The organism is Pseudomonas sp. Q1, assembly GCF_009935975.1.
GTDB lineage: Bacteria > Pseudomonadota > Gammaproteobacteria > Pseudomonadales > Pseudomonadaceae > Aquipseudomonas > Aquipseudomonas palleroniana.
In genome coordinates, this window is the sequence record NZ_QODI01000016.1 from 148,810 (window position 1) to 170,336 (window position 21,527).

General features: G+C 61.1%; 15 protein-coding genes. 5 read left to right on the forward strand and 10 right to left on the reverse strand.

The window, feature by feature from the left end:
- Window positions 1–134 precede the first annotated feature (134 nt).
- On the forward strand, window positions 135–4,994 hold the full coding sequence (locus tag DK870_RS23630) for an NAD-glutamate dehydrogenase (protein WP_161549829.1): 4,860 nt from the start codon (window positions 135–137) through the stop codon (window positions 4,992–4,994).
- 91 nt (window positions 4,995–5,085) lie between these two features.
- On the opposite strand, the gene DK870_RS23635 is transcribed toward DK870_RS23630, so the two are convergent.
- From DK870_RS23635 to DK870_RS23650, 4 genes are all read right to left on the reverse strand, one after another.
- The gene (locus DK870_RS23635) at window positions 5,086–6,114 is read right to left on the reverse strand and encodes a tetratricopeptide repeat protein (protein WP_161549830.1); all 1,029 of its coding nucleotides are present in this window, start codon (window positions 6,112–6,114) and stop codon (window positions 5,086–5,088) included.
- Window positions 6,115–6,192: 78 nt separating this feature from the next.
- The gene (locus tag DK870_RS23640; protein ID WP_161549831.1) at window positions 6,193–6,894 is read right to left on the reverse strand and encodes a GntR family transcriptional regulator; all 702 of its coding nucleotides are present in this window, start codon (window positions 6,892–6,894) and stop codon (window positions 6,193–6,195) included.
- 16 nt (window positions 6,895–6,910) lie between these two features.
- Window positions 6,911–7,612, reverse strand: a complete 702-nt coding sequence (locus DK870_RS23645; protein WP_060752630.1) for a FadR/GntR family transcriptional regulator — start codon at window positions 7,610–7,612, stop codon at window positions 6,911–6,913.
- A 95-nt stretch (window positions 7,613–7,707) separates the two neighbouring features.
- Window positions 7,708–9,033, reverse strand: coding sequence for a C4-dicarboxylate transporter DctA (locus DK870_RS23650; protein WP_174554059.1), 1,326 nt, complete (start codon window positions 9,031–9,033; stop codon window positions 7,708–7,710).
- 216 nt (window positions 9,034–9,249) lie between these two features.
- Here DK870_RS23650 and DK870_RS23655 point away from each other — a divergent pair, with 216 nt between their 5' ends.
- Entirely contained in the window at window positions 9,250–9,879 is a 630-nt protein-coding gene (locus tag DK870_RS23655) for a DNA-3-methyladenine glycosylase I (RefSeq protein WP_090370680.1), read from the forward strand.
- Window positions 9,880–9,920: 41 nt separating this feature from the next.
- Here DK870_RS23655 and DK870_RS23660 read toward each other — a convergent pair whose 3' ends face one another.
- The 5 genes from DK870_RS23660 to DK870_RS23680 form a co-directional block, all read right to left on the reverse strand.
- Window positions 9,921–11,354 (reverse strand): PLP-dependent aminotransferase family protein, encoded by a 1,434-nt coding sequence (locus DK870_RS23660; RefSeq protein ID WP_161549832.1) that lies wholly within the window; start codon window positions 11,352–11,354, stop codon window positions 9,921–9,923.
- Window positions 11,355–11,659: 305 nt separating this feature from the next.
- Window positions 11,660–12,427 carry an SDR family oxidoreductase gene (locus tag DK870_RS23665; protein ID WP_060752634.1) on the reverse strand — a complete coding sequence of 256 codons (768 nt, stop codon included), beginning with the start codon at window positions 12,425–12,427 and terminating at the stop codon, window positions 11,660–11,662.
- 21 nt (window positions 12,428–12,448) lie between these two features.
- A complete protein-coding gene (locus DK870_RS23670; protein ID WP_161549833.1) occupies window positions 12,449–13,516 on the reverse strand; it encodes a phosphotransferase family protein in 1,068 nt (355 codons plus the stop codon).
- 130 nt (window positions 13,517–13,646) lie between these two features.
- Window positions 13,647–15,503 (reverse strand): pilus assembly protein TadG-related protein, encoded by a 1,857-nt coding sequence (locus tag DK870_RS23675; protein WP_161549834.1) that lies wholly within the window; start codon window positions 15,501–15,503, stop codon window positions 13,647–13,649.
- Window positions 15,504–15,593: 90 nt separating this feature from the next.
- Window positions 15,594–16,544 (reverse strand): 2-hydroxyacid dehydrogenase, encoded by a 951-nt coding sequence (locus DK870_RS23680; protein ID WP_161549835.1) that lies wholly within the window; start codon window positions 16,542–16,544, stop codon window positions 15,594–15,596.
- A gap of 514 nt (window positions 16,545–17,058) precedes the next feature.
- On the opposite strand from DK870_RS23680, the gene DK870_RS23685 reads away from it, so the two are divergent.
- A complete protein-coding gene (locus DK870_RS23685) occupies window positions 17,059–17,391 on the forward strand; it encodes a hypothetical protein (protein WP_090370688.1) in 333 nt (110 codons plus the stop codon).
- 16 nt (window positions 17,392–17,407) lie between these two features.
- Here DK870_RS23685 and DK870_RS23690 read toward each other — a convergent pair whose 3' ends face one another.
- Window positions 17,408–17,932 carry a cysteine hydrolase family protein gene (locus DK870_RS23690; RefSeq protein WP_161549836.1) on the reverse strand — a complete coding sequence of 175 codons (525 nt, stop codon included), beginning with the start codon at window positions 17,930–17,932 and terminating at the stop codon, window positions 17,408–17,410.
- Window positions 17,933–18,367: 435 nt separating this feature from the next.
- On the opposite strand from DK870_RS23690, the gene DK870_RS23695 reads away from it, so the two are divergent.
- Together DK870_RS23695 and DK870_RS23700 are read left to right on the forward strand one after the other, a co-directional pair.
- A complete protein-coding gene (locus tag DK870_RS23695; protein WP_090370692.1) occupies window positions 18,368–19,645 on the forward strand; it encodes a serine/threonine transporter in 1,278 nt (425 codons plus the stop codon).
- A 144-nt stretch (window positions 19,646–19,789) separates the two neighbouring features.
- Window positions 19,790–21,439, forward strand: coding sequence for a SulP family inorganic anion transporter (locus tag DK870_RS23700; RefSeq protein WP_161549837.1), 1,650 nt, complete (start codon window positions 19,790–19,792; stop codon window positions 21,437–21,439).
- Window positions 21,440–21,527 lie beyond the last annotated feature (88 nt).

The following is a 21,527-nucleotide window of genomic DNA, read 5'->3' on the forward strand; positions in this document are numbered from 1 at the left end:
CAGCTTCACCCACCTGTCACCCTGATTCGTTTATGGTGCTTATATGAATACCAGCGAACAGAGTCGACGGTCTCCCCGAAAGGGGATAACACGCGACGCTTCCATCAATAACAAGCCCAAGCGGAGTACCACAGATGGCGTTCTTCACCGCAGCCAGCAAGGCCGACTTCCAGCACCAACTGCAAGCGGCACTGGCGCAGCACATCAGTGAACAGGCACTGCCACAAGTGGCGCTGTTCGCTGAACAATTCTTCGGCATCATTTCCCTGGACGAACTGACCCAACGTCGCCTTTCCGACCTGGCCGGTTGCACCCTGTCTGCCTGGCGCCTGCTTGAGCGCTTTGACCACGCCCAACCGCAAGTGCGGGTCTACAACCCCGATTACGAGCGTCATGGCTGGCAGTCGACCCACACCGCGGTTGAAGTGCTGCACCATGACCTGCCGTTCCTGGTGGACTCGGTGCGTACCGAGCTGAACCGCCGCGGCTACAGCATCCACACCCTGCAAACCACCGTGCTCAGCGTGCGCCGTGGCGGCAAGGGCGAGTTGCTGGAAATCCTGCCCAAGGGCACCCAGGGCGAAGGCGTCCAGCAAGAATCGCTGATGTACCTGGAAATCGATCGCTGCGCCAATGCCGCCGAACTGAACGTGCTGGGCAAAGAGCTGGAGCAGGTGCTGGGCGAAGTGCGCGTGGCCGTGGCCGATTTCGAACCGATGAAAGCCAAGGTCCAGGACCTGCTGGCCGGTATCGATGCCAGCCAGTTCGTCATCGACGGCGAAGAGAAGGCCGAGATCAAGAACTTCCTGGAGTGGCTGGTGGGCAACCACTTCACCTTCCTGGGCTATGAAGAATTCGTGGTACGTGACGACAAGGACGGTGGTCATATCGAATATGACGCCAATTCCTTCCTCGGCCTGACCAAGCTGCTGCGTGCCGGCCTGACCGCCGAAGACCTGCGCATCGAAGATTACGCGGTGACCTACCTGCGTGAACCGACCGTGCTGTCGTTCGCCAAGGCCGCGCACCCAAGCCGTGTGCACCGCCCGGCCTACCCGGACTACGTGTCGATCCGCGAGATCGACGCGAACGGTAAAGTCATCAAGGAACACCGCTTCATGGGCCTGTACACCTCTTCGGTGTATGGTGAAAGCGTGCGCGTGATCCCTTATATCCGCCGCAAGGTCGCGGAAATCGAACGTCGTTCGGGCTTCCAGGCCAAGGCGCACTTGGGCAAGGAGCTGGCTCAGGTCGTCGAAGTACTGCCTCGAGATGACCTGTTCCAGACCCCGGTCGACGAGCTGTTCAGCACTGTGATGTCCATCGTGCAGATCCAGGAACGCAACAAGATCCGCGTGTTCCTGCGCAAAGACCCGTACGGTCGTTTCTGCTACTGCCTGGCCTATGTGCCGCGTGATATCTACTCCACCGAAGTGCGCCAGAAGATCCAGCAAGTGCTGATGGATCGCCTGAAAGCGTCGGACTGCGAGTTCTGGACGTTCTTCTCCGAATCCGTGCTGGCTCGCGTGCAATTGATTCTGCGGGTCGACCCGAAGAACCGCCTGGACATCGATCCGGTCCAGCTGGAAAAAGAAGTGGTGCAAGCCTGCCGCAGCTGGCAGGACGACTACGCAAGCCTGGTCGTCGAGAGCTTCGGCGAAGCCCACGGCACCAACGTGCTGGCTGACTTCCCGAAAGGCTTCCCGGCCGGCTACCGCGAGCGTTTTGCCGCGCATTCGGCCGTGGTCGACATGCAGCACCTGCTCAGCCTGACCGAAGCCAACCCGCTGGTGATGAGCTTCTACCAGCCGCTGGGCCAGGTCTCCGGCCAGCGCGAGCTGCACTGCAAGCTCTACCATGCCGATACCCCGCTGGCGCTGTCCGACGTGCTGCCGATCCTGGAAAACCTCGGCCTGCGCGTGCTGGGTGAATTCCCGTACCGTCTGCGTCACGCCAATGGCCGTGAGTTCTGGATCCATGACTTCGCGTTCATCGCCGCCGAAGGCGTGAACCTGGATATCCAGCAGCTCAACGACACCCTGCAGGATGCGTTCGTGCACATCGTGCATGGCGACGCCGAAAACGATGCGTTCAACCGCCTGGTGCTGACCGCCGGCCTGCCGTGGCGCGACGTGGCGTTGCTGCGTGCCTACGCGCGTTACCTCAAGCAGATCCGCCTGGGCTTTGACCTGGGTTACATCGCCAGCACCCTGAACAACCACACCGACATCGCCCGCGAGTTGACCCGGTTGTTCAAGACGCGCTTCTACCTGGCGCGCAAGCTCACCGCCGACGACCTGGAAGACAAGCAGCAACGCCTGGAGCAAGCGATCCTCAGCGCCCTGGACGACGTCCAGGTGCTCAACGAAGACCGCATCCTGCGTCGCTACCTGGACCTGATCAAGGCGACCCTGCGCACCAACTTCTACCAGACCGACGCCAACGGCCAGAACAAGTCGTACTTCAGCTTCAAGTTCGACCCGCGTGCCATTCCCGAGCTGCCCAAGCCGGTGCCGAAGTTTGAAATCTTCGTCTACTCGCCGCGTGTCGAAGGCGTGCACCTGCGCTTCGGTAATGTTGCGCGGGGTGGCCTGCGCTGGTCGGACCGCGAAGAAGACTACCGTACCGAAGTGCTCGGCCTGGTAAAGGCCCAGCAAGTGAAGAACTCGGTGATCGTGCCGGTGGGCGCCAAGGGCGGCTTCCTGCCGCGTCGCCTGCCGTTGGGCGGCACCCGTGACGAGATCGCGGCCGAGGGCATCGCTTGCTACCGCATCTTCATTTCCGGTTTGCTGGACATCACCGACAACCTGAAGGACGGCGCCCTGGTGCCGCCGGCCAACGTCGTGCGTCATGACGACGATGACCCGTACCTGGTCGTGGCGGCGGACAAGGGCACTGCGACCTTCTCCGACATCGCCAACGGCATCGCCATCGACTACGGCTTCTGGTTGGGCGACGCGTTCGCCTCCGGCGGTTCGGCCGGTTACGACCACAAGAAAATGGGCATCACCGCCAAGGGCGCGTGGGTCGGCGTACAGCGCCACTTCCGCGAGCGTGGCATCAATGTCCAGGAAGACAGCATCACGGTCGTCGGCGTGGGTGACATGGCCGGTGACGTGTTCGGTAACGGCTTGTTGATGTCCGACAAGCTGCAACTGGTCGCGGCCTTCAACCACCTGCACATCTTCATCGATCCGAACCCGAACCCGGCGACCAGCTTTGCCGAGCGCCAGCGCATGTTCGACCTGCCGCGTTCGGCCTGGACTGACTACGACACCAGCATCATGTCCGAAGGCGGCGGTATCTTCTCGCGTAGCGCGAAGAGCATTGCCATCTCGCCACAGATGAAAGAGCGCTTCGACATCAAGGCCGACAAGCTGACCCCGACCGAACTGCTGAACGCTTTGCTCAAGGCACCGGTGGACCTGTTGTGGAACGGCGGTATCGGTACCTACGTCAAGGCCAGCAGCGAAAGCCATGCGGATGTCGGCGACAAGGCCAACGACGCGTTGCGTGTGAACGGTAACGAACTGCGCTGCAAGGTGGTGGGCGAGGGCGGTAACCTCGGCATGACCCAGCTGGGGCGTGTGGAATTCGGCCTCAATGGCGGCGGTTCCAACACCGACTTCATCGACAACGCCGGTGGCGTGGATTGCTCCGACCACGAAGTGAACATCAAGATCCTGCTCAACGAAGTGGTGCAGGCCGGTGACATGACCGACAAGCAGCGCAACCAGTTGCTGGCGAGCATGACCGACGAAGTCGGCGGCCTGGTGTTGGGCAACAACTACAAGCAGACCCAGGCCCTGTCCCTGGCTGCACGCCGTGCCTACGAGCGTGCCGCCGAGTACAAGCGCCTGATGAGCGACCTGGAAGGCCGTGGCAAGCTGGACCGCGCCATCGAGTACCTGCCGACTGAGGAGCAGCTCACCGAGCGTGCTTCGAATGGCAAGGGCCTGACCCGTCCGGAACTGTCTGTGCTGATCTCGTACAGCAAGATCGACCTCAAGGAAGCGCTGCTCAAGTCCCTGGTGCCGGATGACGACTACCTGACCCGTGACATGGAAACCGCGTTTCCGCCAAGCCTGGTGGCCAAGTTCTCCGAGGCCATGCGTCGCCACCGCTTGAAGCGTGAGATCGTCAGCACCCAGATCGCCAACGACCTGGTCAACCACATGGGGATCACCTTCGTTCAGCGGCTCAAGGAGTCCACCGGCATGAGCCCGGCGAACGTCGCCGGTGCTTATGTGATCGTGCGTGACATCTTCCACCTCCCGCACTGGTTCCGTCAGATCGAGGCCCTGGACTATCAGGTTTCGGCTGATGTGCAATTGGAGCTGATGGATGAACTGATGCGCCTGGGCCGTCGCGCCACGCGCTGGTTCCTGCGCAGCCGTCGCAACGAGCAGGACGCGGGTCGTGATACCGCACACTTCGGTCCGCACCTGGCCGCGCTGGGTCTCAAGCTTGACGAACTGCTGGAAGGCCCGACCCGCGAAGGCTGGCAGACCCGTTACCAGGCCTACACCAACGCCGGCGTGCCGGAGTTGTTGGCGCGCATGGTGGCCGGTACCACGCACCTGTACACCTTGCTGCCGATCATCGAAGCGGCCGACGTCACCGGGCATGACGCCGCCGAAGTGGCCAAGGCCTACTTCGCCGTCGGCAGCGCCCTGGACTTGCCGTGGTATCTGCAGCAGATCAGCGATCTGCCGGTGGCCAACAACTGGCAGGCCCAGGCCCGTGAAGCCTTCCGCGATGATGTGGACTGGCAGCAACGGGCGATCACCATCTCCGTCCTGCAAATGGCCGATGCGCCACAAGACATGGAAGCCCGCGTGGCCCTGTGGCTTGAGCAGCACAAGGACATGGCGGATCGTTGGGTCGCGATGATGCTGGAAATCCGCTCTGCGGTCGGCACGGACTACGCCATGTATGCAGTGGCCAACCGTGAACTGCTGGACCTGGCGATGAGTGGTCAGCCGGTAATTTAAACCGTTGATCCATGGCTGTAACCAAGAATCCCCGCATGGAAACATGCGGGGATTTTTTTATGCGATCTTCAAAGGCCGGGGTTCTCGGCGATCAATACGATGGCCTGCCGACAATGATGATGGGGGCCATGAGTTTGAATACCCTGGGAATGCGCGCCTGCAGATCCAGGCGAAGGGTCTCGCAGGTCGAGTACTGTTCCAGGGTCATTTGATGCCAGATAGCATTCATGTCTTGCTTGAGTATCTCAGCCGCCGGGTAGTCCGGCAGTTTCGGCAGTACCAGCCCCAGTACGGCATAGGCCTTGGCAAAATCCCTTGCAAGCCCATAGGTGCGCGGCGCCGAGGGGTGCCTTTGCGCAAAGTTGAGTTTGCCTTTGCCATTACGCGGCATGCCCGCCAGTGCATAGCCGTATTCCAGCAGCGCGTCCAATTGCCCCGTCCCTGCAAGTTGTATCAACCGTTGTTGTTTTTCCAGCACGCTGGCGCTGGACTTGCTGGAAAATACTCGATCAGCCAAGGCTTGCAGGTCGCCGCCGTCCGCCGCTTTTTGCAGCAGCTCTTCAACCAGTGCACGGCGTTCCACTGCGTTGGGGATCAGTTGCGGCGTGTCGCGATAGGCCTGGGCGAGTTGAAATTGTGCGGTGTGATCACCTCTGGCGACGGCCTTGTCCAACCAGCTCACCTCCTTGTCGAGCAGGAACAGAAACCGCATGGCTTGGGTATCGCCCGCAGCGGCGTTGGGCGTCAGTTGTTCGCGTGCCTTTGCAAGGGAGTCGGCATCACCCAGTCGCATCAGGGCAGGGATATGGTTCTGGGCGGCTGCCAGCTTGAGCCATTGGCGCGCTTCTTCAGAGGCTATGCGCAAGTCACCGTCGCGCCGGCTGACACACAGGGACATGGCGTACTGCGCCTCGGCATGACCTCGCGCAGCGGTGATGTTCAGGCATAGCTCGGCCTGGGCGTAGCTTTCCAGGGAAAACAGTTCAAACCCGATCCTGCCCGCGATGCCATTGAGCTGGTCGAGTGATGCCTGGAGGGTTTCGCCCAACAGGCTTTTCTGCGCGTTCAACTGGGTGAGCAGTGTGAACAGTGCAGGCAGTGTTTGAGAGTCTACGTACATGAGGGTTACCTGTGCTTGTGCACTTGATGAGTGAAAACACAGGTTAAGAAAGTTGTCTGGGCCGCAAGCGTTACATAGCTATGGCTGCGCTCGGCGAGTCAGACGATGGGCCAGATGGTTCAGGTGCTGGGTCATCAGGTTCACGGCGTGGTCTGTATCGCCCTGTTCAATCGCGTCTGTCATCGCCAGGTGTTCCTGCCAGGTGCAGTAGGTGCAGGCTTGGGTTTCGTATTGCGCAATGATCAACGATGTCAGCGGTACCAGGCTGTTAAGGAACTGCGCCAACGGCGCGTTACCGGCGATCGCCGCCAACTGCAGGTGAAATTCCCCCGACAATCGAATGGCCGGTGCGCGTTGATCCCGTTCGATACAGTCGCGTTCCCTGGCAATCAGCTCGCGTAGCTGGCGTACCTGGGTTGGGGTAGCTGCGGCGCAGGCCAGTTGCACTACCATGATCTCCGTCAGCCGCCGCGCTTCGAGGATTTGTCGCGTTTGCCGGGCATCCGGCGCCGCCACCTGGGCGCGCTGGTTGGGGCGCAGGATGATCACCTGTTGATGGGACAGTTTCGCCAAGACCCGGCGAATCACACTGCGACTCACACCGAAGATTTCGCCCAGGCCCTCTTCGGTAAAACGGCTGGCCGGGGCGATGCGTTGTTCCAGAATCGCGTCGAACAGCCGTGGGTAGATATCGTCCACCGAGGGTTTTTTGCCCGCGACCAGGCGCATGGCAGGCAGGGTGGTGATGACTGAATTACGGTGTAGCGCGCGGGCGGTCATGGCCTGTCTCCAATAATCAGCTGCCCAGGTGGTCGTCCGGGATATTCAAGCGTATGCCCATGCGCAGACCTTCCTGAAGGATGTGCCGGCGCATCTCGGCGCTGGCCAGGGCGCTGTTCTTGTTGCGGATGGCGCGCACCACGGCTTCATTTTCCTGCAGGCGTTCGGCCAGATGTTCGGGGGAGTTGCGCAGTACCTGGGCGCTCTGCTTGAGGGCGTTGCTGGTCTGTTGCACCACGTTCTGGAAGATCGGGTTGGAGGTCAGGGCGAAGAGCTCTTCGTGGAAGTTGAGGTAGGCGTTCATCCCGGCTTCGGCGTCACCGGCGTCGAGGGCTTCGCGCATATCCATCAGGGTCAGGCGCAATTGGCCGACTTCCTTGCTGCTGATGGACTGCGCCACCAGGCCGACAATGAACGGTTCGAGGGTGTAGCGCAGTTGCAGGATGTCTTCGAGGCTGGCATCGGCCACGGTGTCACTGGCTTGGGGCTCGTTCACGCTGGTTTCGAGCACCACCACGCCCTTGCCGGGCATGGAACGCACCAGGCCGAGGGTTTCCAGCACAATCACCGCTTCGCGCAGGCTGGGGCGGCTGATGCCTAGCTGTTCGGCCAGCTCGCGTTGGCCGGGCAGCATTTCACCCTGGCGCCACTGGCCCCGCTTGAGCGCGGCGCGCAGTTTTTCTACCACTGAATTGACGACGGTTGAGGTGCTGATCACGTCTGCGTCTCCTTGATGTTGCAAACACGGTTGTCAAAGTCTGGGAGGGGGCTTGCTCCCTCCCACAGTTGATCGATGTCTGCCATGAAAATGGATCAGAACTCCTGGTGTGTCGGGAGCACCGGTTTCTTGGCCTGGAAGGTATAACCCTGCTGGCCGTCGAGCACTTTGTTGGCGCGCTGGATATCGATATCTTTTTCCCATCGGGCGATGGCCACGGTCGCCACGCAGTTGCCGATCAGGTTGGTCAGCGCGCGGCCGATGCCCATGAACCAGTCCACCGCCAGTACCAGCACCAGGCCGACCACGGGAATGGCCGGGATGGCGGTGAGTGTCGCCGCCAGAATCACCAGCGCCGACCCGGGAATGCCGTGCGCGCCCTTGGAGGTGATCAATGACACCAGCAGGATGGTCAGCAAGTCAGTCATCGACAGGGGCGTGCCGGTGGCATTGGCGATGAACACAATGGCCAGGGTCAGGTAGATCGAGAAACCATCGAGGTTGAACGAATACCCGGTCGGAATCACCAGGCCCACGGTGGAGCTGCCAATCCCCAGGTGTTCGAGTTTGCGCATGATCTGTGGCAGCACCGCATCGGAGGAGGCGGTGCCCATCACGATCAGCAGTTCTTCACGCAGGTACTTGAGCAACGGCAGCATGCGCAGGCCGGACAGGCGCATCACCAGGCCCAGGATCAGCGCGACAAAGGCAAAGCAAGTCAAGTAGAACAAACCCACCAGGCTGCCCAGGTGCTGCAGCGAATCCAGGCCATAGGTACTGGTGGTAAAAGCGATCGCGCCAAACACGCCAATCGGCGCCAGCCGCACGATCATGCCCATGATGCGGAAGATGATGTGGCTCAGTTCGTTGATCAGGCGCGAAATGCCTGACGCCGCTTCACCCACCAGGTTCAGTGCGCTACCGAAGAGCACCGAGAACAGCAGCACTTGCAGCACATTGTTGTCGGCGAAGGCGCCGATCACCGAGTTGGGGATCAGGTCCATCAGGAACTGGCTGGTGCCACGGATGTGTTGGCCTTTGTCGGCCAGTTCATTCAAACCGGCGGAGGAGAGCTGCTCCAGATGGATATTGGCACCGGTGCCGATGCCGGTACTGAAGGCCATGATCAAGCCGATCACCAGGGCCACGGTGGTGAGTACTTCAAAGTAGATCACCGACTTGAGGCCGATTCGCCCGACTTTCTTCAAGTCGCCGGCACCGGAAATACCGCTGACCACCACGCAGAACACGATCAGGCCGATCAGCATCTTGATCAGCTTGATAAAGCCGTCACCCAGGGGTTTGAGTTGCGAAGAGAATTCGGGAAGGGCCAGGCCGCAGATTATGCCGAGCATCAGGCCAATCACGACTTGCAGGAAAATCGAACGCGAGCACCATCTGAGCATGGGAGGGATCTCTATTCGGTGCCCTGGTGATTCCAGGGCTTAATTGTTGTGGTATTACCGGTAAGTCCAGTGCTGGGCCAGTCTACGCCGGGTTTTTTTGAAATCACAAGTAAAAATTCAGGGCTTGACCGGTCCCGGTCTGACCAGTTGGTCGGTAAGACTCAAGCTTGAGCGGTTGGCGGGTCGGAATTTTTTTCGCTTATTATCCGCGCCTTGATTGAGAGGTAATGCATGGACAAGCCAGGGCTGACCACGGATACAACAGGGCTGACCTACTGCACTTGGCGCACCTCGGCGCCGGAATATCCGCATTATCACGACCACGAGTGGGGCGTGCCGGTGGCGGATGATATTCAGCTGTACGAGAAAATTTGCCTGGAAGGTTTTCAGGCGGGCATGGCGTGGATCACCATCTTGCGTAAGCGCGAGCAGTTTCGGGCGGCATTCGAGGGGTTTGATTTTCGGCGTGTGGCGCAATACGGCGAGGCCGATATAGAGCGCTTGATGAAAGATCCGGGCATCGTGCGTAACCGGGCGAAGATCGTGTCCACGCTCAACAATGCGCGCCGGGCGTGTGAGCTGGTGGATGAAACCGGCTCGCTGGCGCGCTGGTTGTGGGCGTTTGAACCCTCGGATGAGGAGCGTCCGGCGCAGGTGGACTTGGCTTACTGGACGGGTAATCCGACGTCTGCGGCTTCGGTGCGGTTGTCGAAGGCCCTGAAGAAGCGCGGCTGGACCTACGTTGGCCCGACCACGATGTACGCGTTGATGCAGGCCATGGGCATGGTCAATGATCACCTGGAGGGCTGTGCTTGCCGGCCGCGCATTGAAGAGCTGCGCCGGCACTTCAAGCGCCCGTGAGGCGCTGATTTGCGCCTGCGGGGCTTCACCGCGTCGGCGCTCTAGCCCATCTGGCGCAGGATATCGCGCACCCGGTCCAGCGCCGGGTCGATGTCCAGCAGTTCGATCGCGCCGAACCCGAGCGTCAGGCCCTGGCGCACCGGCGCGCTATGAAAGAACACATCCAGCGGGTACAGGCCGACGTCCGCCTCCCGTGCCAACCGAATCAGCTTCGCGATATCCAGCGGCGCCTTGCACAACGCCGCCATATGAAACCCGATCACACTGGGCACCGCTTCGAACCACGGCGACAGGTCCCCGGCCAGGCGCTGCAGGATGCGCTCGCGGCGCCCGGCGTAGACCGAGTGGCAGCGGCGAATATGCTTGAGCAAACAGCCTTCGCTGATGAACTTGGCCAATGCCCATTGCGGCAATGTGGAGCTGTGCTGATCGGTCAATTGCTTGGCCTTGAGCACTGCGCCATGAATGGCTGGCGGCAGTACGGCATAGCCCAGGCGCAGCTGCGGCAGCAGGGATTTGGAGAAGGTCCCGACGTAGGCCACCAAGCCTCGGTTGTCCATGCTTTGCAGGGAGTTGGCGGGGCGACCTTCGTAGCGGAAATCACTGTCGTAGTCGTCTTCGATGATGATCGCGCCCAACGCAAGAGCGCGGGCCAGCAAGGCTTCGCGGCGCGCCAGGCTCATGGGCATGCCCAGGGGGAACTGGTGGGACGGGGTCACATAGATCAGTCGCGTGTCGTCGGGGATCTGGTCGACCTGGATGCCCTGGGCGTCCACCGGCACGTCGGCAATACGCGCGCCCATGGCCGTGAACAGCTGGCGGGCGGGGCTGTAGCCGGGGTCTTCCATGGCGACGAGAGTACCGGGTTCCACCACCACGCGAGCGATCAAGTCCAGCGCCTGTTGCGCGCCATTGGTGACCACAATGTCATTGGCGTGGCATTTCACCCCGCGAGAAAAGGCGATATGCCCGGCGATAGCCTCGCGCAATGCCGGCAGACCTTCCGGTTGGCTGTAAAAACCGCTGTTGAGTGCGATACGGCGTAATGCATCCTGGGTACAACGTCGCCATTCATCCTGGGGAAATTGATTGCGCGTGGTGGCCCCGCCGAGGAATTCATAACGCAGGGTTTTCTCAGGTGTGGGATGGTGCATGGGCGAGGGCAGCGCGGCCCATTTTTCCAGGTTGGCGGCACAGGCCAGGTCGGCGGCGGTTTGCAGGCGCTCGGGCGGCGGCGCCCAGGCGTTGACGAAGGTGCCCCGGCCGATCTTGCCGACCAGCAACCCTTCATACGTCAGCGTGGTGTAGGTGTCGGAGACGGTCTTGCGCGATACGCCTAACTGCTCGGCGAGCAGGCGGCTGGGAGGCAGTTGCGCGCCGGCCGAAAGCCGCCCGGCGGCGATGGCTTCGCGCAACTGCTGGTAAAGCTGGGCGGCCAGGTCCTTGCGGCCATTGATGACGAGGTGCAATTCCATGTTTCATCCTGGGACAGATCGGTCTGCGCCAAGGTTACCCGCAAATCCCCCCTGATACTTGTAGTGAGCGGGCTCGCCCTAATGCCAGTCAGTTAAGCGATAAAGCGGACGATGGATAAATTGTGGGAGGGGCGGTGCGACGATTCGACTTGCTCCCGATGGCCTGCGTAGCAGGCCCATTTTTGAGGCCGCTGCGCGGCCTATCGGGAGCAAGCCCCCTCCCACAGTGACCGCGTTAATCCTTAACTGACTGGCATTAGGGCTTGCCCCGCGCTGGGGGGCGAGCCCGCTCACTACAGTTGGGGTCAGGACAGGAAGCCGCCGTCCACATTCAGCGATACACCGGTGGTGTAGCTCGACGCATCACTGGCCAGGAACAATACCGCACCGGCCATCTCGCTCGGGTCGGCGACACGCTTGAGCGGGATCTGCGCCAGGGCCATTTTCAGGATCGAATCGTTCTTCACCAGCGCCGAGGCGAATTTGGTATCGGTCAGGCCCGGCAGCAGCGCGTTGCAACGAATGCCGAACGCCGCACATTCCTTGGCGAACACCTTGGTCATGTTGATCACGGCCGCCTTGGTCACCGAGTAGATGCCCTGGAACACGCCTGGGGAAATGCCGTTGATCGAGGCCACGTTGATGATGCTGCCGCCGCCGTTCTCGCGCATCAATTTGCCGGCTTCCACCGACATGAAGAAATAGCCGCGAATGTTCACGTCGACGGTCTTCTGGAACGCGCCGAGGTCGGTGTCCAGCACATTGCAGAATTGCGGGTTGGTCGCCGCGTTATTGACCAGGATGTCCAGGCGCCCGAACTGTTCCCGGATACCGGCGAACACTTGGGTGATCTGCTCCATTTCACCAATATGGCAGGCAATCGCCGTGGCTTTGCCGCCATCGGCGATGATCGCGTCGGCCACGTGCTGGCAGCCCTCCAGCTTGCGGCTGGACACGATCACGTGGGCGCCTTGCTGGGCCAGCAGCTTGGCGATGGCCTCACCGATACCGCGGCTGGCACCGGAAACAAAGGCGATCTTGCCGTCGAGGTCGAACAGGTTGGTCTTGGACATGAGGTTTCCTTGTTCTGGTAATCAGAGTGCGGATTTGGCGATGACATTCAGGCTCATCTGCTCGAGCAGCTTGTTCATCTGGATGAACTGCGCAAAGCGTTTGTCCTGGGTCTGGCCATGGAAGAAGCGGTAGTAGATCTGCTGCACGATCCCGGCCAGGCGGAACAGGCCATAGGTGTAGTAGAAGTCGAAGTTGTCGATCTGCAGGCCGGAACGTTCGGCGTAGTAATCGACAAACTGACGGCGGGTGAGCATGCCGGGGGCGTTGCTCGGCTGGCGTCGCATCAGTTGCACCGGTGCGGGGTCGGCAGCTTCGATCCAGTAGGCGAGGGTGTTGCCCAAGTCCATCAAGGGGTCGCCGAGGGTGGTCAGCTCCCAGTCCAGCACGCCGATGATCTGCATCGGGTTGTGCGGGTCGAGGATCACGTTGTCGAAACGGTAGTCGTTGTGCACGATGCTGGACGTCGGATGGTCGGCCGGCATCTTGTCGTTGAGCCACAGACGCACTTTCTCCCAGCTGGGCGCGTCCGGGGTCAGGGCCTTTTCGTAACGCTCGCTCCAGCCACGAATCTGCCGCGCGACATAGCCTTCGGGTTTACCCAGGTCGGCCAGGCCGCAGGCGGTGTAATCCACTTGGTGCAGTTCGACGAATTTATCGATGAAGCTTTTGCACAGGGCTTCGGTCCGGGTCGCGTCCAGTTCCAGTTCGGCCGGCAGGTCAGAGCGCAGGATGATGCCGTTGACCCGTTCCATGACGTAGAACTCGGCGCCGATCACCGATTCATCGGTGCAATGCACGTAGGCTTTCGGGCAGTACGGGAACCCATCCTTGAGCTGGTTGAGAATGCGGTATTCGCGGCCCATGTCGTGGGCGGACTTGGCCTTGTGGCCAAATGGCGGGCGGCGCAGTACGAACTCCTGGCCCGGGTATTCCAGCAGGTAAGTCAGGTTGGACGCACCGCCGGGGAATTGGCTGATCTTGACTGTGCCGCTCAGCCCCGGAATGTGGGCCTTGAGGTAAGGATCGATCAGGCTGGCATCCAGTTCTTCGCCTGGGCGGATCTGAGTCGATTGGTCGTTAAGCGCCATGCTTATCCCTTCTGCTTATTTTAAAGGCCGTGGACTATTGGCTAATCTAATGCGCGCCGCCGCTCAGCGACAAGGTCGGGGCGGCTTAATAGGTTAGCGTGTTGGAGGATGATCAGCGGGCCTGATGTGCTCAAATCACCAGCACGGCACGGCCGCCGGGAGTACAGGACAGGTTGGCACCGATTTCGACTTTTGCCAGGTCCACGCCCAGGCCGGCGAGCAGGTTATTGACCAGCGGGTCGAGCAAAGGGCTGAGCAGGCCGGAGATGACCCCGCTGAGCAGGTTCAGCACGCCGGTCAGCACGTCGACCACCAGGCCCACCACCAAACCGAGAAGCCCGGTGAGTGTCGGTGTATGGCTGGTCAGCCGGATACCGTTGAGGGTGTCGCTCAAGCTGCCGACCACGTTATTGGCGCTGAAACTGAAATAGCTCGGCGGTTGCTTGACCTCCGGTGGCGACACATAGACATGGGCGCGGGTGGTCTTGGCCACGCTGCTGTCGACGCGCAGGCTCAGGCCACCGACCGCGTAGGGTTGTCGTGGGTCGCACACGCCTTTGCTGCAGGTCTTGACGCCAAGGTCGAGCAGCGGGAAGTCGTCGACTTTCAGCGGGGCGGTGGATGAGAACAGGTTCTTCGGGTCGACCTGGCCCACCATCAGCCTGACGGCGGAGGTTGTGCCTGACACCGAGAGGGATTTGTCGGCGGGTCCGTTGCAACGATAGCCGGTCACGTAGCTGCTGCCGCTGGCGGCCTCCAGGGCGATATCGATTTGCGTGCCAGGCACCACATCCAATGAGCTGCCCAGCAGCAAACCCACCAGGTCGGTGACCAGGCCGATCACCTTGGTGAGCCCGTCGATCACCGGCAGTTTAAGGGAAATCCAGGTCCTGACTTGCGCCGTGCGCACCGCAATCGGCTGGGTGTCGATCAACTGAGGGTTACCGATAGCGGAGATCTGGGCCGGCTCGATGACCCGGGTCTTGACCGTGACATTCAACAAGCCCAGCACATCGACCGGCAGCTCGACCGCCACCGCGCTGGCCTTGTTCGACAGTTGCACAAAGCCCTGGATCAGGTTGAACAGTTGCAGGTCGACATTCAGTGCGCTTTTATCGGTGCCGTTCTGGATCTTGACCAGGTCACCCAGGTGCAGGATCTGCGTGCCGGGTGCGATCAGCTTGATGGTTTCCAGGTTGTTGATCACCACCTGGACCGCGTCGCCGCCCAGCTTGAGCACGTCGATGGCGGCCTGGATCAACTGGCCAACGGTGGCGTCGGTCTGGAGCAGTTGGTCGTAGTTGCCGGCGCTGACATTCAGGCGGATGGCCAGGGCATCCAGGTAGCTGAGCAGGCTGATATCGGTGTTGATCAAGCCATTCCAACCCACCGCGTCGAGCTGCAGCTTGCCGCCCAGCAGGCCGCCGATCAGGCCATTGAGGGCGGCGGACTGAGTGCTGTCTATCGTCAGCAAGGTGCTGCGCACGGTGAGCGTGGCCACCGGTGGTGCGGGGGCGGCGGCTACGGCGGTAGCGTTCAGCAGCGTGGTCAGGCTGATGGGCTGTGCCGAAAACAGTGTGTGCAGGGCATGGGCGATGCTGGTGGCAACGCGGTGGGTGGCGATCACCTGGATGGCATCGGTTTTGCTCGGGTCGGCGCTGAAGGTGCGCATAAAGTCCGCGCCGGTGGCCAGGGCGCCGCAGGCGGTGCTCAACGTACGGTTTGCATCGACCGGGAAGTCATTGCGCAGGGCGCTTTGGGTCGCGAATTGCGCGGCATTGTCATTCGGCGCGGTGCATTTGCCGCCGCGGCTGACGGCTTCCAGCGCCGCAGTGTCGACGACGCGTTGCAGCTTGCGTTTTTCCAGGTACAGGCGGCCACTGTCGACCACCAATAGCAGAAACAACAGCGCGATCCCAAGCGTCAATGCGCCGATCAAACCAATGGCACCGCGTTGACGGGCCGGGCCGGGTCCATGGCCAACCATTGTGCGTTCCTTCGCCGGTCCTGCACCGGCGTCCTGAGCATCCCCGCATGCAGTGTAGACAGGTTTTACGACGTAGCTGGCTAATCGCTACTAGTTGCGTGGCGGGAGGGGTACCGGGGTCAGCACCGGACGGCCGGCGAAATATTCCACCAGGTTGTCGGCCACGCGTTGCACCGTGTCATGGGCGGCTTCCGGCGACAGGCCGGCCACATGGGAGGTGAGCACGGTATTGCTCAGGCGCTTGAGGGCGTCCGGCACTTTGGGCTCATCATCGAACACATCCAGCGCCGCGCCGCCGATACGCCGTTGCTCAAGGGCGGCGACCAGGTCAGCGGTGACCACCACGCTGCCACGTCCGATGTTCACCAGATAGCCGTTCGGCCCCAGGGCGTCGAGCGCATGGCGATCGATCAGATGGCGGGTGCCCGCGCCGCCCGGCGTGGCCAGGATCAGGAAGTCCGAGGTGCGCGCCAGTTCTATCGCCGTTGCGCAGTAGGTGTAGTCCACATCATCACGAGGCTGGCGGTTGTGATAACTGATCTCCATGCCGAAACCGAGTGAAGCGCGCTTGGCGATCTCCATGCCGACTGCACCGAGCCCGAGAATGCCCAATTGTTTACCGCCCAGGGAAGGGCGCATGACCTTCGGCCATTCACTGCGCCGTACCGCCGCATCGGTCTGGGGAATACCGCGCACCAGCGACAGCAGCAACGCCATGGCGTGGTCGGCCACCGACGGCGCATTCACCCCGGCGCCATTGGTCACCACGATCCCGCGATTGCTCGCCGCCTGCAGGTCCACATGCTCGTAGCCGGCACCGATCACGCAGATGATCTCCAGCAGCGGCAACGCAGCGATTTCCTCGGCGTACAGCCCCAGTGGCCCACGGGTCAGCACAGCCTTGATCTGCCCGCCGTGGGTCTTGATCGCCTGGGCGCGTTCGGCGGGCGTCGGAGCCAGGATTACATGGAACTCGCTGTCCTCGATGATGGACAGGTAGTCGTTGATGGTTTCAACCAGGACCAGAACAGTGGTGGACATCGCAAGGCTCTTCCTGAAGGGTTTGATAGGGGCAGTATGCGGGATTTGCAGGGCACAGCGTTTTGTTCAAGTAGAAAAAGTTCTTCTTGCGTAAGGCCATTCTGAATTTTCTGCTTCCCCCTCCAGCGTCGAAAAGCTGCGCCAGACTTTGTCGACTTTCCCACTTTGCAGAGACGACATGGATGCTTGTTCCTGCCACACCCGAAGAGATTGAATGGACGCCGTACGGTTACAAACACAGCCCTTCGACGCTAATACCCTGGAGAACAGTCATCGCTGGCACGTTGGTAGGCCCGGCTAAATACAGGCCCGGTATCGCTATTGAAATGCTTGAACGAGAGGCTTATAAAAATGGTGTCTGCACCACTAATGGAAAACCCTGGAAAGTCATGGAGTATCCACACTGCATTGGCGCCAGCCATGGCAGGCTCAGTCGCTGGGTCCGCATAGAACTGAGTGCTGGCGCTATTCATGGTCATCCGATTTCTGAACAGGAATTCAGGAGGTTAACAAATTGATCCCATTTCACTTTGCCGGTGGCACCGTCACTCATGATGACTTGTCGATCCTGCAGGATGTAGCGTTAGCGAAGCAGATCGACCTATTGAAGGAAGATATGCTCCAAGTCGAATTCGCGGGTGGGTTGCTGCTGGATGTGGGCTGGTACCCGGAATTTGATGCCGCGGGTGGCTTTCGAATTAATGTCATCAAGGATTTCGACTGGGCCCGCCCTGTGATTGCACTGACCGCCCACGAAACTGCTGAGCTGGTCGAAAAACTGGATATTGCGCAGAACGCTATCAATGGCGAACTGCGCAACACCCACTTGGGTACCTCGGCTTATTAGTTGAAAGCCCGTTGCCTCAGTTCCAGATGTCCAAGGCTTTGACTCGCTTCACAAACGCGCCCGCCAACGTCGCATTGTGATGCTCAATGATCGCCTCGGCCTTCAGCGCCGGGGTGTCCATGCACGTATGGCCATCCTCCGGCAACACCACCGAGAAACCCAGCTCGGCTGCCACTCGACAGGTGGTGTCGATACAGAACTGGGTCTTCATGCCCACGATCACCAATTCATTGACCTGCGCCGCTGCCAGTTGCTGCGCCAGGCGGGTGCCGAGAAAGCAACTGGGGCGGGTTTTATCGAACAGATGGTCGCGGGCCGGGTCGACGTCCAGGCCCGGCCAGAGCTGCCAGAGCGCGCTGCCGGCTGCGATCGGTGAACCCTCGGGGCCGGTGTGGCGGGCCACGAATATCGGTGCCTGGGCTTTGCGAGCGCGCTGAATCAGCTGGTTGATGGTGCCCAGAACGCGTTCGCGCTCGAAGGGTTTTTCCGGCCCATCGTATAAACCGGTTTGCATATCGATGATCAACAGGGCGTTAGCCATGGTCTTGCTCCTTGCAGTGGCCAGAGGGCGAGGCAATAAAAAGGCCCCGTCCATTGCTGGCGGGGCCTTGGGTTGTTTGCGGGTGTCTCTAGTTCACGCACCCACGGCAACCGCACGACCCGCCATGAGCGGTCGTGGTGGTGGTACGGGTGAGGCGCAACGGGATTGGGTTCATGGTTTGATGATGCTGGTAAGGGCAGATGGCTGTCAATGGACACGACTGAAAGCCCTTCCGGTTGCCCTGTATTGTGCTGCGGCCCGCTGATACTGCGGCTTATGGCCGACCTTGCGCATCTGCACCGCAACACCGTTCCTCAGCTAAGTCTTTGCTTATTCGAAAGAATCCCGGAGAATCGCGCGCTTGTTATGGCTGGGGCGCTGCCTGTCAGGTATTTCTGACTCGTCCCGGCCGTGTGAATGCGGAGATCCGACCGGATGAATGATCAGGCCAATAGCGTCGACGAACGTTATGCAACGACACCTGCAACCCTCACAAGCTGGAGCCGCCAGGACACGACCTGGATGCTCGGCCTGTTCGGCACCGCCATTGGCGCCGGTACTTTGTTCTTGCCGATCAACGCGGGTCTGGGGGGCTTCTGGCCGCTGGTGATCCTCGCGGTACTGGCATTCCCGATGACATTCTTTGCCCACCGTGGCCTGACCCGTTTCGTCCTGTCCGGCCGCGACGGTTCCGACATTACCGACGTCGTCGAAGAGCATTTCGGCCTCAAGGCCGGCGCATTGATCACCCTGTTGTACTTCTTCGCGATCTTCCCGATCCTGCTGATCTACAGCGTGGCGCTGACCAACACCGTCAGCAGCTTCATGGAGCACCAATTGCACATCCTGCCTCCGCCTCGTGCGGTCCTGGCGTTCGTGCTGATCCTCGGCCTACTGGCGGTAGTGCGCTGCGGTGAACAAGTGATCGTCAAGGCCATGAGCCTGATGGTGTACCCGTTCATCGTGGCCTTGCTGTTTCTGGCGGTGTACCTGGTACCGCACTGGACCGGCGGCATCCTGAGCACCGCCAATGAAGTGCCGGCACCCTCGGCGCTGCTCAACACGCTGTGGCTGGCGATTCCGGTGATGGTGTTCTCGTTCAACCATTCGCCGATCATCTCGGCGTTCGCCGTTGATCAGAAACGCCAGTACGGCGCCCATGCTGATGAGCGCAGTTCACAGATCCTGTCCCGTGCGCACCTGTTGATGGTGGCGATGGTGCTGTTCTTCGTGTTCAGTTGTGTGTTGACCTTGTCGCCGGCGCAACTGGCGGAAGCGAAAGCCCAGAACCTGTCGATCCTGTCGTACCTGGCCAACCACTTCGATAACCCGACTATCGCTTTCGCCGCGCCGCTGATTGCATTTGTGGCGATTGCCAAGTCGTTCCTGGGCCACTACATCGGGGCCAGCGAAGGTCTCAAGGGCCTGGTGCTCAAGACCGGTCGCCGTCCGGCCGCCAAGTCACTGGACCGCCTGACCGCCGCGTTTATGCTGATCGTGTGCTGGCTCGTTGCCACGCTTAACCCAAGCATCCTTGGCATGATCGAAACCCTGGGCGGCCCGGTGATCGCGTCGATCCTGTTCCTGATGCCGATGTATGCCATTCGCAAGGTGCCGGCCATGGCCAAGTACCGCGGGCAGGCATCCAACGTGTTCGTCACGGCCGTGGGCCTGGTGGCCATCACAGCATTGATCTACTCGCTGCTGTCCTGACCTCAGGGCATTAGGCACAAGGCCGATTCGCGCACACCGCGAATCGGCTTTTTTTTGCCGGTACAAAAGCTGACGCGGCTCAACCGCGGCCCGGCAATGAGGGCTAAGCTTACGCACGCTTTTTGCCAGGATGGGTTGGGCCGATTGAAGACTGAAACCGATGTACCTGCCGCCGTACCCTCAAACCGTATCCAGGACCTGCTGGCCGGATTATCCATTGCCGGTTTGCTCCTGCCGGAGGCCGTGGCCTATTCCAGCATTGCCGCACTGCCGCCTCAGGCCGGGGTGATTGCCTTGTTTGCCGGGCTGGTGTGCTACGGCCTGTTCGGCACCAGCCGTTTTGCGATTGTCTCGGCCACCTCGTCGTCAGCGGCCGTATTGGCGGCGGCAACGGCCAGCCTGGCCGGTGATGACCCGGCCCTGAGGCTGTCCCTGGCCTTCGGATTGGTGTTGCTCACTGGGGTGTTTTTCCTGTTGGCCGGCCTGTTCAAGCTCGGCGGCGTCACCTCCTTCATCGCCAAACCGGTGTTGCGTGGCTTTGCCTTCGGCCTGGCGCTGACCATCATCCTCAAGCAATTGGCCAGTGTGGTGGGCGTGCACCTGACCGATAACAACCTGATCCGTTTTCTACCGCAGTTGCTGGAGCAACTGCCGCGCTGGAACTGGCCTGCGGCCCTGGTGGCGGCTCTGGCGTTGCTGGTGCTGTGGCTGTGCGCGCGCTTGCCGCGCGTGCCTGGTGGGCTGGTGGTTGTGGTGCTGGGCATCGCTGCCGGGCAGTATCTGGACCTGCAGGCTCATGGCGTGGCGCTGATCGGCATGATCGACCTGCGCCTGGAGCTGGGGCATTTGCCAGTGCTGCCGTTTGCCGATTGGCTGCGTCTGGGCGAGTTGGCGTTTGCGCTGGTGATGATCCTGTACGCCGAGTCCTACGGCTCTATCAGTTCGTTCGCGCTCAAGCATGGCGACCGTGTGTCGTCCAACCGCGACCTGCTCGCGTTGGGCGCTGCCAACCTAGTTTCCGGGCTGTTCCACGGCATGCCGGCCGGTGCCGGGTACTCCGCGACGTCGGCCAATGAGGCGGCTGGCGCTTATTCACGCTTGGCGGGGATCGTCGCGGCGCTGGTGACCTTGCTGATTGTGCTGACGGTGCTGCCCTATGTCGCGCTCACGCCGGAGCCGGTGCTGGCGGCCGTCGTTATCTATGCGCTGGGGCGCGGCTTGAGTTTGCAGCCGCTGGGGCGTTATTTCCTCTGGCGGCGCGATCGTTTACTGGTGATCTGTGCGGTGGCGGCGGTGCTGGTATTGGGGGTGCTGGATGGTTTGCTGCTCGCGGTCGCAATCAGTGTGATGTTGATGCTGCGCCAGATGTCGTCAGCCGATATCCAGGTACTGGGGCGCCTGGGTGACAGCCATGACTTTGTCGACCGTCAGCACCATGCCGATGCTTCGGCTGTACCGGGGGTACTGATCGTACGGCCCAGCGAAGCCCTGTTTTTTGCGAATGCCGAGCGCATCCTTGGCGCGGCCTTGCGCCTGATGCGGCAGTCGCCGGTCGAGGCGATGGTGTTGAGCCTGGAGGAATCGCCGGACCTTGACGGCACCAGCATCGAAGCGCTGGCGGCATTTTTTGCCCAGGTCCATGCGCAGGGCAAGCGCCTGGTGTTGGCCCGTGTGCGACATGATGCCCGCGAGGTCTTGCAGGGGTTGCCTGAAGCGTTGGCACCGCAGGTGCGGCTCAGTGGCTTGAGTGTCGATGGCGCGGTGCAATTGGCGCTTGAGATGAGTAACGCGTGACGCAGACATGATGTGGGAGGGGCGGTGCGACGATTCGACTTGCTCCCGATGGACTGCGTAGCAGGCCCATTTTTGAGGCCGCTGCGCG

Bases quoted from the DNA above. Each gene is read 5' to 3' on its own strand.
- DK870_RS23655 (WP_090370680.1), top strand. From the start codon at position 9,250: ATGGACAAGCCAGGGCTGACCACGGATACAACAGGGCTGACCTACTGC.
- DK870_RS23630 (WP_161549829.1), top strand. From the start codon at position 135: ATGGCGTTCTTCACCGCAGCCAGCAAGGCCGACTTCCAGCACCAACTG.
- DK870_RS23675 (WP_161549834.1), bottom strand. From the start codon at position 15,503: ATGGTTGGCCATGGACCCGGCCCGGCCCGTCAACGCGGTGCCATTGGT.
- DK870_RS23640 (WP_161549831.1), bottom strand. From the start codon at position 6,894: ATGACCGCCCGCGCGCTACACCGTAATTCAGTCATCACCACCCTGCCT.
- DK870_RS23695 (WP_090370692.1), top strand. From the start codon at position 18,368: ATGAATGATCAGGCCAATAGCGTCGACGAACGTTATGCAACGACACCT.
- DK870_RS23635 (WP_161549830.1), bottom strand. From the start codon at position 6,114: ATGTACGTAGACTCTCAAACACTGCCTGCACTGTTCACACTGCTCACC.
- DK870_RS23680 (WP_161549835.1), bottom strand. From the start codon at position 16,544: ATGTCCACCACTGTTCTGGTCCTGGTTGAAACCATCAACGACTACCTG.
- DK870_RS23665 (WP_060752634.1), bottom strand. From the start codon at position 12,427: ATGTCCAAGACCAACCTGTTCGACCTCGACGGCAAGATCGCCTTTGTT.
- DK870_RS23690 (WP_161549836.1), bottom strand. From the start codon at position 17,932: ATGGCTAACGCCCTGTTGATCATCGATATGCAAACCGGTTTATACGAT.
- DK870_RS23670 (WP_161549833.1), bottom strand. From the start codon at position 13,516: ATGGCGCTTAACGACCAATCGACTCAGATCCGCCCAGGCGAAGAACTG.
- DK870_RS23660 (WP_161549832.1), bottom strand. From the start codon at position 11,354: ATGGAATTGCACCTCGTCATCAATGGCCGCAAGGACCTGGCCGCCCAG.